This window comes from Macrococcus sp. 19Msa1099, assembly GCA_019357535.2.
In the GTDB taxonomy this organism is placed as follows: Bacteria; Bacillota; Bacilli; order Staphylococcales; family Staphylococcaceae; genus Macrococcoides; species Macrococcoides psychrotolerans.
In genome coordinates this window covers 109963-122414 of record CP079955.1, presented here as the reverse complement: position 1 = coordinate 122414, position 12452 = coordinate 109963, and the positions used below count along the sequence as shown (strand labels likewise).

The following is a 12452-nucleotide window of genomic DNA, read 5'->3' as shown; positions in this document are numbered from 1 at the left end:
CGTATCATCAAATTCTGATAATAGACTCCTTTTCTAATAGTCTTATCTGATTTTTTACATATTCAATATTTTCCTCTTCTATAATATCAAAATCAGGTTCATCCAGAATTTGAAGAAACTCTTCTAATAATTCTATATCGTTAAAAGATGTAAGCTCTAACGAACGCCAGTAATGATAATAAGCTGCATCATATGCATCAACTTCATAGTTGAAATGAAAATGGTAAATACTTGCGACCATTTCATGATATTCTACTTCATCTTTAAGATGTGCAATATTTGATAAGTATTTCATCAAATAATAATCTTGTACTTCATGTTCCATAAAATACATAAGTACATCATTTAACTTTTTGTCCATAATCATCTCCTGCACTTCTTCAGGTAAACGTTTAAGAGCTATATGGAATGTATTCATAATGTTAACCTCATTTTTACCGACTTCAATATGTGACTGTCAAAATCATCTTCAAATTCGTCCTGTACTAAAAAACCAAATTTTTTATAAAAATTATAGCCAACCTTATTTTCTTTCTCTACTACAACGTCTATAAACTTTATTCCTTCCATCTGTGAAATTCCATGCTTTATAAGCGTGCTACCTATCCTTAAATTTTGGTAGTCCGGGAGTAAGTAAATAGCAGCCAGTTCAGCTATACCATTCTCATCTGGTTTGCTGAAATTTGCAAAGCCTACAACTTGATCTTCGAATTCTGCTACATACATTTTCGTCAACGCTAACCTTTTTTCTAACATAGATGAACTGTAGGCCATCTCTAAAAAATTATCTTGTATATGAAGCGGTATTATTCCTTCATATGTATCATGCCAGCTGAGTTTTGCAATGTGTTGTATCTTTGGAATATCATCTTCAGTCATACTTCTTATTTTAGAATTCATGCTATCCTTCCTTATATCTTTATAATTATTTATAAAAGTTTATTTTATGGTTAATCTATACATATTGAGTTGTTGGAATGACAGGCATCTCTTAATCTTTCTTCTAAGTATTTGATATTATAAATTATTAATATTTATATTTTTGTAAGCAAATAAAAGCCACTAATCAAGCCGCTTCTTTATTTCACTAACGCTAAAGCACATTCCCCGAGAAATGTTTTAGATACTGTAACACCTGTTTCTGTTTCGTTCAGTCGGATATATCCTGCTGATTCATAGTCTTTAAGATAATGCATCAGACTTTCTTCTGTCATCTCTGCATATTCATGTGCCATTAAATTTCTAAGTCTGTCTAGTGTAAGTTCGACGTCTTTATAGATTTCAATCGTATACATTACATATTTGAAGATATGCACTTCTTTATGTGCGATTTCGTTCTCTATATCTAGTGATTCCTGTTCATCGATTTCTCTTAATATTTCTTCAGATGTCATGCGTTCTTCTTGTAATCTACCCATCGTTACTTGTTTTAATTGTGCTTCATCTATATCATCTCGTTCACCGTTACTCATATTTTCACGCAGTTCAGCGTGTTCATCTAGCAATGCTGCTAATTGTTTTTCATTTATTTCATTCATTTTTACATCCCCTTTCTTTTTCTATTTTATCATTTAAATTTAGAAGTTTGAATTATCAGCCATTGAGTGCTATTCTTAATTACATAATCGAATATGGCTAGGGGTGCTCTTAGAGCTGAGAAGACTTTGTCTGACTCTCATAACCTGATTTGGATAATTCCAACGTAGGGAAGCAGTTATCATTTATATAATTATAAATATTTATATATTTTTTATATATTTTGACCACCCGTAGTTTGTTTGCGGGTGGTCTTTTTTTGGAGGTTGCTTATGTTTTATATGATTACACCATTCGTGGAACCGAGTGATGCTGTTATACAGTCGATTGTGGATGTAGAAGCTTTGATTGATGGTGTGATTCTACGTCTAGATGCGTGTGATGATGCGCTGGATGTATTTATTATGCAGTTGAAACGGCACATAGATCCTTCTAAGATTATTGTGCATAATACACCTCATTTGATGATAAAGCATGGTCTGACACGCATCCATTTTAAGGAGCGTGCTGGTGATGCGATAGTATTCAAGCAACAACATCCTGAATTTCGTGTCGGTATGAGTGTGCACAGTGAGGACAGCGTGCGCCTGATTGATGGCGTGCTTGATTACTGTATATTCGGTCACGTCTTCCCTACGCCTTCAAAGCCAGGTCTCACACCTCAAAGTGCGTCTGTAATTGGCACAGTACTTTCATATGATATCCCGATTGTTGCAATCGGTGGTATCGATGAACATACGATACATCAGCTTGATACTCGATTTAGTGGATTCAGTGGTATTCGTTTGTTTCAGCATAAGGCACATCTTGAGCACGTTCGAAAGGAGTGGTTATTACGAAATTCGATGTCTTAATTATCGGTGGCGGCATTATTGGCCAGAGTATATACTATCACTTAAAACAAGAAGGTATTTCGATTGCCATTATTGATGATTTTAGTAGATGCAGAGCGACGCATGCTGCTGGCGGTATGCTTGGTGCACAAAATGAATTTTATTCTGATTCCCCTCTCTTCCAGTTTTCTATGGAAGGGCAACGTATGATGAAAGATTTTGCTGATGAATTGGCACATTTAGGTTATGTAATCGATTATCAGCAGCATGGTTTATTAAAGATTGCTTCACATGGCGAGCATGAATCTTTACTTCAACAGTATGATTTTCTTAATGCACAGTTTAAGACAACAGAGTTAGTTAAAAATCGTTTGGATGAGTTTGCACATGGTTATATCCGCAATCATGACCTTGCGATGTGGATTCCGACAGATGGACAAGTCAATGCTGTTAAATACCATCAGGCACTCATGACATTAAATGAAGATGTTACGTTTATTCACGATCGCGTAATAGACGTGAAAGCAAATGATGGATTTAATGTGCGTACCAGCTCGCAAACATATGAAGCACAGCAAATCGTCGTTGCAGCAGGTATGTATTCAGGCGACATCCTTAAATCTCTTGGTATCCATCTTGAAATGCACGGTGTAAAAGGTGAAGTGATGACGATACATCACCATACATTAGATATGAAAGAGACATTGTTCCAGACAAATGGGCATTATATCGTACCGAAGTCAGATGATTTATATGTGATAGGTGCAACGACATCGATGAATGGTGACAACACAGTAAGTGAAGAAGGTATCGACTGGCTAAAAGAAATGACGCTGGACCTATTACCAGAACTCATGAATGGTGAAATTGTCGATAGCAGATGCGGCTTTCGTCCCGATAACCCACTGCAGCGACCAGTAATCGATGAGGTCCGTGATAATCTATTTGTCGCAACCGGTCATTATCGTAATGGCATCCTCTTATCGAAGATTACCGGAGCACTGATGCATAAACTTATGTTCGATAAACAGCATCCGCTTGCAATGAAATATAAAGATCATTTTAAACTGGAGGATATACATGAAACTATACTTAAATGATGAATTGTACGAAACACAAGAAACGATGCTTGTTCCATTTTTAGAAACTTTGAATATCGATTTAAAGCGTGCGGTTATCGTAATCGATGATATGCCCGTACAAAAAGACAAGTGGGATGAGACTGAAATTAGACCAGAACAACGATTAGAATTATTAGAATTTGTAGGAGGCGGTTAATATGCTAAAGATTGGACCAATAGAACTTGAATCGAGACTCATCCTTGGTACAGGAAAATTTGAAAATGGTGATATACAGCGTGAAGCGGTAGATGCAAGCGAAACGAATGCATTAACGTTCGCTGTGCGACGCATGAACCTCTATGATAAAGACTTACCGAATCCATTAGAATCTGTTGATTTAGATAAATATATTACATTCCCTAATACAGCCGGCGCTAAGACTGCAGAAGAGGCTGTAAAAATTGCTGAGATCGCCCGAGCTGCAGGGATGTGCGATATGATCAAAGTTGAAATTATCGGGGACGGTAAAACATTATTACCCGATGCGATTGAGACGTATAAAGCGTGTGAAATTCTGCTAGAGAGAGGATTTATTGTCTGTCCTTACATTCAATGTGATGTTGTACTTGCGAAGAAACTTGAAACGCTTGGTGCACATGCAATAATGCCACTCGGCTCACCTATCGGGACAGGTCTAGGTGTTAATGATGCCTTGAACTTAAGCTATATTATTGATGCCATCAGTGTACCTGTTATTGTAGACGCAGGTATCGGTTCACCAAGCGATGCTGCATATGCGATGGAGCTTGGTGCAGATGCCGTGCTATTAAATACTGCCGTGAGTCACGCGAAAGACCCTGTGAAGATGGCTGAAGCGATGAAACTCGCAGTTCATGCCGGTTTCCTTGGCGCTGCTGCCGGGAGAATCCCTAAGAAATATACAGCACAAGCATCGAGCCCTACGGAAGGCCTGGAATTTCTATGAGTCGCTATGACAGACAAATAAAAGCATCACAGTTTGGTGAACAAGGTCAGGACAATCTTTCAAAGTCTAAATTTCTTATCATTGGTGCAGGTGCGCTCGGAAGTACAGTCAGTGAAATGCTTGCACGAAGCGGAGCCGCAGAAATCATTATATGTGATATGGATATTGTAAGTTTGTCTAATCTTCATCGACAAAGTTTATATGATGAAACAGATGTTCACCAATATGAATTAAAGGTGGATGCTGTAAAACGTCACCTTTCCCGTATTAATAGTGAAGTAACAGTCACCGCTATCCCCGAAGAGATTACAAGTGATAACTTGAAGCAACTGCTTGAAAAGTTTCAACCAAAGATTGTGATTGATGGTACAGATAATTTTAATACACGTTATGTCATCAATGATATTTGTCACCAACTTAGAATACCTTGGATATACGGTGCTTGTCTCGGGTCTAAGGGAACAGTCTATGCCATAGATTATTCAGTTGCATGTCTACGTTGCCTACTACCCGACCCACCGGATACAGGTCAGAACTGTTCATTAGAGGGAATACTCCCTCAAACAGCACATCTTACTGCTAGCTTACAAGTTTCAGAAGTAATGAAATATATTGCAAAGGGTCGCTTCTCTAATCACTTCATTACATTCGACAGTTTTAATATGAAATTTAAATCAACAGAGGCAACATTTTTCCGCAATAACAACTGTAAAACATGTGGAACGCATGATTATCCAGCTACTACGAGCAATACTCACTATATGACTAAGATGTGTTACGGTAAATACTCTATCAAGTTGCCTAGTAATATCTTCCATAAAGAAATACCAAACACTGTAAAATCAACACCTTTATTTAAAATAATTAAAGTAGATCATGTAACTGTACATTTGTTGAAAGATGGACGTATTATCATTTATGATGTATATAGTAAAGCAGAAGCAAAGTCAATCATTTCTAGCCTTTTCACTATATCAGTATAATTTAATAGGTAAAATTATACTCCTCCTCCTTAAGTAGATTCAATGTTTTTTAAATTTATAATAAGAATGGTCACATAATTACAAATCAATTGTATTTTACAGTGTCATTTGTTATATTAGTATATGCTATTTCAAAATTTGACAATGCCAAATGAATGATTTTTTTTACTATACTAATATAAAGAAGGAGATTAGATGAAAAACGCCTTTCAAATCTTTTTACATGATTTAAAAAACATTAAACGTACACCTTCGTTTATCATACTATTACTTGGATTATCAATCTTACCGTCGTTTTATGCGTGGTTTAATTTGAAGTCTTCTTGGGATCCATACTCCAATACAGAATATTTAAAGGTTGCTGTCATTAACCACGATACTGGCGCAGAGGTCCAAGGCAAGAAAGTAAATGTCGGTAATCAACTCGTCACCAACTTAAAAGAAAATAAAAAGTTCGGATGGGTATTTACAGAAGATTTAAAAGAAGCGAATAAACAGCTAGAATATGGGAATTACTATGCTATCATTCATATTCCAAAGCATTTCTCAGATGACGTTACGAGTATACTTCGCAAAAAGCCAAAACGTGCACATATCGATTATAAAGTGAATCAAAAAATTAATGCCATTGCACCTAAAATGACTAACGCAGGGGCAACAGCCATCACACAATCACTGAACGAAAAATTTGTAGATAGTGCAACAAAAGCGCTACTCGATGAAAGTAATCGTGTTGGAATTAAGATAGAAGATAAATTACCACTTTACCATAAAATTGAAAACTCAGTATATGAAGCAGAAAAAGCAATTCCTGAGATGCAAAAATTTAAAAAAACAGTCAATAAAATTGATAGCCATCAAGGTGATATTACAAAATACGCTGATGAGTTCTATCAACTCAGTGAGTTTGAAGGCAAAATCAATGATGGTGCGGGAAAATTAATTAAAGCAAATGAGCATGCCGCAGATATTAACGCTGCTGGGCAAATGATCATCAATATTAATAACAATATGCCCCAAATTGAAAATGCGCTACAAAAAGCAAATACTATTGAGCAAAAGTTCCCACAAATCAATGATGCTGTCGCTAAAGGCATTCAGGCTACGAGCACAGCTCAAAGTGCAATCACTGGTGCACAAGGTGCAATGCCCGGAGTACATGAAAAAATTAGTAATGCTCAAAACGTAACACAAGGTGTACAAGGTGCAGCAGGTGAAGCCGAACGATTACTAGAAAATAGTACCGAATCTAAGACTAAAAATAGCACAGAGACATCTCTACCTTCAGGTGAAGAACCTTCTTCTGAACAAGCATCTTCAGAAAATGCAACAATAGAACAACCCTCAAGCGAAAAAAATGTTAAAGAGGAAGCAAAACAGACAGAAGCTTTAAAAAAACCAGATCTATTACCTGCTAAACAAGCATTAAATGATGGGTTGCTTGCCATCAGTGAGTTAACGAAAGAAGAAGCTGCAGCGACGCAAGATACTATCAATCAGCTTGATGAACTGAGCAAACAAAGCCCAGGAAGTTCTGAGGTTCTTGCCAAAAATATTGAAGTGTATAAACATAATTTAGAACAATCTATCGCTTACTATAATGAAGTGATCAAACTGATGAATCAGGCTGAAAAGCTTGGACTTGGGGATACATCAAAGATTAATGCACAGTTAAATCAATCTATCGATGCTTTGACAAAACTTAATGCATCACTAGACACAACTTTAAATGGTGCACGAGGTAATGGTAAAGTAAGTTTTGACAATAGTGCTATCCAAAACGCTTTAAAAGCACTCTCGTCACTTGAAGCATTTGCAAGTGCTGATATGAAGCAAATTCTTACAGATGGATTAGCCTCTATTGACAGCAACCTGGATACGATAGCTGGGAAGCTATCAAACGCTAGCCAATTTGCGAATGATGTAGATCGAATACTGGCTGATGCTGTTCAAATAACAAGTAATGCACACGAGACACTGTTAACGATTAATGCTGAACTTCCGGCATTAGAACAAAAATTCAGCCGTATTAACCAGACAGCTCAGGCTAACTTCCCTACCTTTAAATCTAAAGTCGGAGAAGCATCAAATTTTGTAGAAAGCGAGCTCCCGTCTGTACTAGGAGATCTAAATCGTCTAAGTAACTTTGCTGCAAAAGATTTGCCAAGTGTAATGGCTAAGTACAATGAAGCTTCAAAGTTATTACAGAACAACTTACCAGGTGCACAAGATAAGATTCATGAACTTGCGGTATTCTCGAATGAAGAACTACCAGGTATCGAAAAAGAAATTAAACAAGCTGCTGATAAGTTTAGAGAGCTTGATAAAAATGATACGTTCAACAAATTAATCAAATTATTACGCAATGACCTTGAAGATCAATCTGATTACTTTGCTGAACCGATACAACTAGATGAAACACAAGTATTCCCTATTCCAAACTATGGGTCTGCAAGTGCTCCATTCTATACAGCACTCGCTTTATGGGTAGGTGCGCTCTTAAGTGGTAACTTATTGACGACTGAACTTAAAGATAAATCTCTCATCGGTAAATTCTCACTTAGAGAATTATATTTAGGGCGTATGATCTTATTCTTATTACTGAGCGTTGCTCAATCTACAATTGTAGTCTTAGGTAATCTCTTTATTCTGGATGCTTATGCTAAGCATCCGGTATACAATGTTCTATTCGCAATACTTGTGGGACTTGCATTTACAATAATGGTCTATACTCTTGTGAGTTTATTAGGAAATATCGGTAAAGCTATCGCAATCGTTATTATGGTATTGCAAATTGCAGGAGGCGGGGGTACATTTCCGATTCAAGTCACACCTAAATTCTTCCAGACAATCCATCCATTCTTACCATTCACCTATGCTGTAGATTTGCTACGTGAAGCGGTCGGAGGAATTGTTCCTGAAATTGCATTCACTAAACTCGGTATGCTCTATTTAATTGCTGGCTTAACGTTTGCATTTGGCTTAGCACTCAAACCTAGATTTGAACCGATTAAAAAAGAGTTTTATGCAAGAAGTAAAGCAAGTAATCTTGTTGAATAAATTATATTAAAGCTCGGACAGTGAACTGCTGTTCGAGCTTTTATAGCTATATGTACTTTGTTATAATAGTAATTATTATGTAGGAAAGGGTTTTTTAATGAAGTATCAAAATCATATTCTATTTAAATTAATCATTACAATAATAGGTTCATTTCTAATTGCAGTAGCATTCAATTTGTTCTTATTACCTCACGGAGTGCTTAGTAGTGGTGTCAGTGGTATTGCATTGTTGCTGCATATATTAACAAATTTTGATGCAGGAGTCTTAAATTTACTGCTCAACATACCCCTGATATTTCTTGGGATATGGAAATTAAATCGTTCTATTATTGCTAATACTGTACTCAGCGTAATATTTATCTCTCTCTTTATGACATTTATACCTATCACTAAAGTCTCTCATGAACTTTTTGTGAATGTTATATTCGGCGGCGTCTTAGTCGGCATCGGGGTTGGTATCATATTAAAGCATTCTGGTACTACTGGCGGCATGGATATTGTTGCCATGATTATTAGCCAGCATAGTAATATGTCTATAGGGCTAGTCATGACAATATTAAATGGTATCATCATTCTTTGCTCTGGTTTCTTCTTTAACTGGAATATTGCTCTATTAACCCTATTATCTATTTATATAACGGGTAAGACCGTTGATATGATTTTCACTTCTCATATCAAGCTGACTGCTACAATTGTAACGTCTAACGTCAATGCTGTTAAACAAGGACTAATCGACGAAATTTATCGCGGTATCACCATCACTGAAGTAATAGGGGGTTACTCTAACAATAAGCAGCATATGATTACGATGGTGCTCACTCGTTATGAGTTGCCTGAAGTGATTCGTATCGCAAAAGAGAATGATCCTAAATGCTTTATTAATGTATACCAAACGACAGAAGTCCATGGCAATTTTGCGAGAAATAGTTAAATAAAATAATCCATAAGCTTAAATCGCTTATGGATTATTTTTATGGTTATTTCCTTGTCAGTTTTCCATCATTCATTTCATAAATTTCATCGAAATATTCTAATAAACGATGGTCATGTGTTACAACGATACCTGCTTTATCTTTTGATTTCACTTCTTCTCTTAATAACTTGATTACTTCTATGGCTTTCTCGCCGTCCAAACTTGCTGTCGGTTCATCTGCTAGTATAATTGAAGGGTTTGTATATAATGCTTTTAAGATTGCCACGCGCTGTCTCTGACCGCCTGAGAGTTCATTTGGTAATTGATTCAACACTTTACTTAAACCAAGATGTTCAAGCTCATGCTTTAACTCTCCCTCAGACATATGATCTTTCTTTACTTTATCCAGCAATTTAAATTGATCTTTTACTTTTAAGAAAGGTACTAAGTTAGAAGCTTGAAGAATAAATCCAATTTCGTTCAATCTTACTTTGGAGCGCTTCTTTTCACTAAAGCTTGAAACATCTTTTCCGTTGATGATTATCTCACCTTCTGTAGGACCTTGAAGCAAACCTGCAATCGTCAATAATGTGCTCTTTCCAGAACCTGATGGTCCGATAATTGCAACGAGCTTCCCTTTATCTATACTAAAATCTACTGGTTTCAACGCCTCAACATATGTTTGCTCTTTACCAAAGCTTTTACGCACTTGTTTCATTTCAAGAATCATATTATCCCTCCTACTCTATCGTCTTAAGGGGATCTACTTTTCGAATCGAGCGAATCGAGAAGAGTCCACCGATGATTGCTGTAATCATAATTGTTAATCCAAAGATTGCGATTTTATCCCATTCAAACTTGATCGGCACCACGTCAGGTATAATCATAGCTGTACCTATCGTCAGCAATAAGGCAATCAATACTGCGATAATTGATAGAATAAGTGTTTGAATCATTAATGATTTTGCGAGAAAACTGTTGCTAATGCCTTGCGCTTTAAGCAAACCAAAGACAGGCTCTTTCTGGATTGTAATGACATATAAGAATATACCGATAATAAATGCTGATATCGCAAATAAGAAATAACTCATAATATCCAGTGTCAACTTTTGTTCTGTGTATCCAGGAAGCTTTTTGATAAAATTTTCTTTCTCAATCATTTGTAGATCGTTATCGATCACTTTATCTTTAAACGCTTTATCTTTAACAAAGAATGCATTTTCTTTACCTTTTAATTTATTCATAGATAACTGGTCTAATGTAGCATCATTCGCATATAATACTGCTGCAGCATTATACTTTGAGTTTTGAGTAAAACCGACAATCTTTAAATCTTCATCGCTCCCTGCGATATCTAGCGTGTCACCAAGCTTAAATCCTTTCGTTTTAAGGGAATCATTGGCAACGACTTCAAAGTTTTTATTAAACAGTTTTCCTTCTGTCACTTTTGGTTTTAAAAACTCATTTTTCTTTATTCCAAATAGCAATGTATTCTGTTTATTATTGCCTTTAGCAATAATGACAGGTAAATTTTTTACACCTGCGACTTTATCAAATTTACCCTCTATAGCATCTTCATCCATAATCGACTGCGCAACGTTCTGATTTGATTCTTTTGTCACAATCACCGCGTCAGGATTCCATGTGTCAATAGCTTCACGGTTCATTCCCATAAGTCCATTAGAAAGACCAGAAATTAAAAACAGCAAATAGGACACAAGCACGAGTACACCGATAATCAGACTAAATTTCAATTTGTTATGTATCACTTCTTTCCACGCTAAAAACATTGCCTACCTCCTGATATATGTCTATTCATATCATACTACTTATTTTAATTTTGCATAAGAATTTCCACCTAAAAAAACCGAGACATATTTGTCTCGGTGTGTGAATTGATGATATATTTTTAATTTTTATATCTAATTGTTAAAGGAGAATACTTGTTAATATCGGAACGATAACAACCACTACAACACCTACAAGAACGAGTGCGATACTTGCCATAGACGTTTCCGTTTCTCCTAGTTCTGTTGCTGCTGACACCCCTAGTGCGTGTCCGCTCGTACCAAGTGCAAGACCTCTTGCAATTGGATTAGAGATTTTGAAGAAACGCAGCATTTTATTTCCTAGGGCATAAATAATCACTGCATTTAGAATAACTGCCAATGATGTCAGTTCTGGCACCCCACCAATACCAGCAGATACTGGTAAAGCGATCGCTGTTGTTGCTGCTTGAGGTAACATTGATGCAATAATCTGTGTACCAAATCCAAATAGTTTTGCTACTCCATATATACCTAACATCGCAGCCGCTGTACCAAGTGACAAACCACCGATGATATGTAACCAATACTTTTGTAATACGTCGCGCTTTTTATAAAGAGGAATCGCGAAGCAAATCGTTGCAGGTTCTAAGAAGAAGCTAATAATACTTCCACCTTTACTATAGGTGTCATAGCTGATACCTGTTATAGATAAGAATGCAATCCCGAACACCATTCCGACAAAGAGTGGTGCAAATAAGAAAAAGCCATTTGTTTTCTTGAATAAATATTGACCTAACATAAAAGGTAATATCGTTAATAATATTCCGAAGTATACAGAGTTAATACCTAAATGGTCAAGTAATGTCATATTAGCGCACCTCTATTCCTTTTAAGTTTTTTGTTTCTTTTGGCTCTTCTACTTTTGATTCTGTCATCTTCACGATTATCTGAGAGAAGAATCCTGTACATAATAGTAATAATAAGGTTGAGATAAAGATCAGACCTAATATTAATATTGGATTTTCAGCTATTAGTCCTAATGATTTTACTACTGAGATTCCTGCTGGTACGAACAACAGTCCGATATTATCTGTAAGTGCGGTTCCAACGGTTTCTACTTGCCCGAGCTTTATAATTCCAGTACATAAACAGATGAAGAGCAGTATAAGTCCGATAACTGATGCAGGCATTGGAATTGGCATGAAGCTTTCAATCATCTTGGAAATAAGTAACACAACTGAGATTACTGATACTTGATGAAAGAAATTATATGTTTTTTCTTTTGTCATTTTAAATGACCTCCCGTGTTTT

General features: G+C 36.2%; 14 protein-coding genes and 1 riboswitch. Of the genes, 7 read left to right on the top strand and 7 right to left on the bottom strand.

Going from position 1 to position 12452, the window contains the following annotated elements; all coding sequences use genetic code 11:
• Positions 1-7: 7 nt before the first annotated feature.
• From KYI10_00620 to KYI10_00610, 3 genes are all read right to left on the bottom strand, one after another.
• The gene (locus KYI10_00620; GenBank protein QYA32991.1) at positions 8-418 is read right to left on the bottom strand and encodes a hypothetical protein; all 411 of its coding nucleotides are present in this window, start codon (positions 416-418) and stop codon (positions 8-10) included.
• Positions 415-879, bottom strand: a complete 465-nt coding sequence (locus tag KYI10_00615; protein QYA32990.2) for a GNAT family N-acetyltransferase — start codon at positions 877-879, stop codon at positions 415-417. The genes KYI10_00620 and KYI10_00615 overlap by 4 nt, the downstream gene beginning before the upstream one ends.
• A 200-nt stretch (positions 880-1079) precedes the next feature.
• Positions 1080-1538, bottom strand: coding sequence for a hypothetical protein (locus KYI10_00610; protein ID QYA32989.1), 459 nt, complete (start codon positions 1536-1538; stop codon positions 1080-1082).
• Between the two features lie 89 nt (positions 1539-1627).
• Positions 1628-1726, top strand: a riboswitch (TPP riboswitch).
• A gap of 82 nt (positions 1727-1808) precedes the next feature.
• Between KYI10_00610 and KYI10_00605 the strand changes: the two genes are divergently transcribed.
• The 7 genes from KYI10_00605 to KYI10_00575 all read left to right on the top strand — a co-directional run bounded on the left by KYI10_00605 (position 1809) and on the right by KYI10_00575 (position 9390).
• A complete protein-coding gene (locus KYI10_00605; GenBank protein ID QYA32988.1) occupies positions 1809-2390 on the top strand; it encodes a thiamine phosphate synthase in 582 nt (193 codons plus the stop codon).
• A complete protein-coding gene (locus KYI10_00600; protein QYA32987.1) occupies positions 2363-3469 on the top strand; it encodes an FAD-dependent oxidoreductase in 1107 nt (368 codons plus the stop codon). Before KYI10_00605 ends, KYI10_00600 begins: the two co-directional genes overlap by 28 nt.
• Positions 3450-3647: a sulfur carrier protein ThiS gene (gene thiS, locus KYI10_00595; GenBank protein QYA32986.1), complete on the top strand. Its 198-nt coding sequence runs from the start codon at positions 3450-3452 to the stop codon at positions 3645-3647. Before KYI10_00600 ends, thiS begins: the two co-directional genes overlap by 20 nt.
• A gap of 1 nt (position 3648) precedes the next feature.
• On the top strand, positions 3649-4416 hold the full coding sequence (locus tag KYI10_00590) for a thiazole synthase (protein ID QYA32985.1): 768 nt from the start codon (positions 3649-3651) through the stop codon (positions 4414-4416).
• The gene (locus KYI10_00585) at positions 4413-5399 is read left to right on the top strand and encodes a HesA/MoeB/ThiF family protein (GenBank protein ID QYA32984.1); all 987 of its coding nucleotides are present in this window, start codon (positions 4413-4415) and stop codon (positions 5397-5399) included. Before KYI10_00590 ends, KYI10_00585 begins: the two co-directional genes overlap by 4 nt.
• Before the next feature lie 195 nt (positions 5400-5594).
• The gene (locus KYI10_00580) at positions 5595-8459 is read left to right on the top strand and encodes a YhgE/Pip domain-containing protein (GenBank protein QYA32983.1); all 2865 of its coding nucleotides are present in this window, start codon (positions 5595-5597) and stop codon (positions 8457-8459) included.
• 97 nt (positions 8460-8556) lie between these two features.
• Positions 8557-9390 carry a YitT family protein gene (locus tag KYI10_00575; GenBank protein QYA32982.1) on the top strand — a complete coding sequence of 278 codons (834 nt, stop codon included), beginning with the start codon at positions 8557-8559 and terminating at the stop codon, positions 9388-9390.
• Between the two features lie 46 nt (positions 9391-9436).
• On the opposite strand, the gene KYI10_00570 is transcribed toward KYI10_00575, so the two are convergent.
• The 4 genes from KYI10_00570 to lrgA form a co-directional block, all read right to left on the bottom strand.
• On the bottom strand, positions 9437-10102 hold the full coding sequence (locus tag KYI10_00570) for an ABC transporter ATP-binding protein (protein QYA32981.1): 666 nt from the start codon (positions 10100-10102) through the stop codon (positions 9437-9439).
• A gap of 10 nt (positions 10103-10112) precedes the next feature.
• Positions 10113-11162 (bottom strand): FtsX-like permease family protein, encoded by a 1050-nt coding sequence (locus KYI10_00565; protein ID QYA32980.1) that lies wholly within the window; start codon positions 11160-11162, stop codon positions 10113-10115.
• 139 nt (positions 11163-11301) lie between these two features.
• Complete coding sequence (gene lrgB, locus KYI10_00560; protein ID QYA32979.1) at positions 11302-12009, bottom strand: antiholin-like protein LrgB; 708 nt, start codon at positions 12007-12009, stop codon at positions 11302-11304.
• Position 12010: 1 nt separating this feature from the next.
• On the bottom strand, positions 12011-12430 hold the full coding sequence (lrgA, locus tag KYI10_00555; protein ID QYA32978.1) for an antiholin-like murein hydrolase modulator LrgA: 420 nt from the start codon (positions 12428-12430) through the stop codon (positions 12011-12013).
• Positions 12431-12452 lie beyond the last annotated feature (22 nt).

Coding starts and splice junctions, on each gene's coding strand:
- KYI10_00620 (QYA32991.1), bottom strand. CDS start 418: ATGAATACATTCCATATAGCTCTTAAACGTTTACCTGAAGAAGTGCAG.
- KYI10_00615 (QYA32990.2), bottom strand. CDS start 879: ATGACTGAAGATGATATTCCAAAGATACAACACATTGCAAAACTCAGC.
- KYI10_00610 (QYA32989.1), bottom strand. CDS start 1,538: ATGAATGAAATAAATGAAAAACAATTAGCAGCATTGCTAGATGAACAC.
- KYI10_00605 (QYA32988.1), top strand. CDS start 1,809: ATGTTTTATATGATTACACCATTCGTGGAACCGAGTGATGCTGTTATA.
- thiS (QYA32986.1), top strand. CDS start 3,450: ATGAAACTATACTTAAATGATGAATTGTACGAAACACAAGAAACGATG.
- KYI10_00590 (QYA32985.1), top strand. CDS start 3,649: ATGCTAAAGATTGGACCAATAGAACTTGAATCGAGACTCATCCTTGGT.
- KYI10_00585 (QYA32984.1), top strand. CDS start 4,413: ATGAGTCGCTATGACAGACAAATAAAAGCATCACAGTTTGGTGAACAA.
- KYI10_00580 (QYA32983.1), top strand. CDS start 5,595: ATGAAAAACGCCTTTCAAATCTTTTTACATGATTTAAAAAACATTAAA.
- KYI10_00575 (QYA32982.1), top strand. CDS start 8,557: ATGAAGTATCAAAATCATATTCTATTTAAATTAATCATTACAATAATA.
- KYI10_00570 (QYA32981.1), bottom strand. CDS start 10,102: ATGATTCTTGAAATGAAACAAGTGCGTAAAAGCTTTGGTAAAGAGCAA.
- KYI10_00565 (QYA32980.1), bottom strand. CDS start 11,162: ATGTTTTTAGCGTGGAAAGAAGTGATACATAACAAATTGAAATTTAGT.
- lrgB (QYA32979.1), bottom strand. CDS start 12,009: ATGACATTACTTGACCATTTAGGTATTAACTCTGTATACTTCGGAATA.
- lrgA (QYA32978.1), bottom strand. CDS start 12,430: ATGACAAAAGAAAAAACATATAATTTCTTTCATCAAGTATCAGTAATC.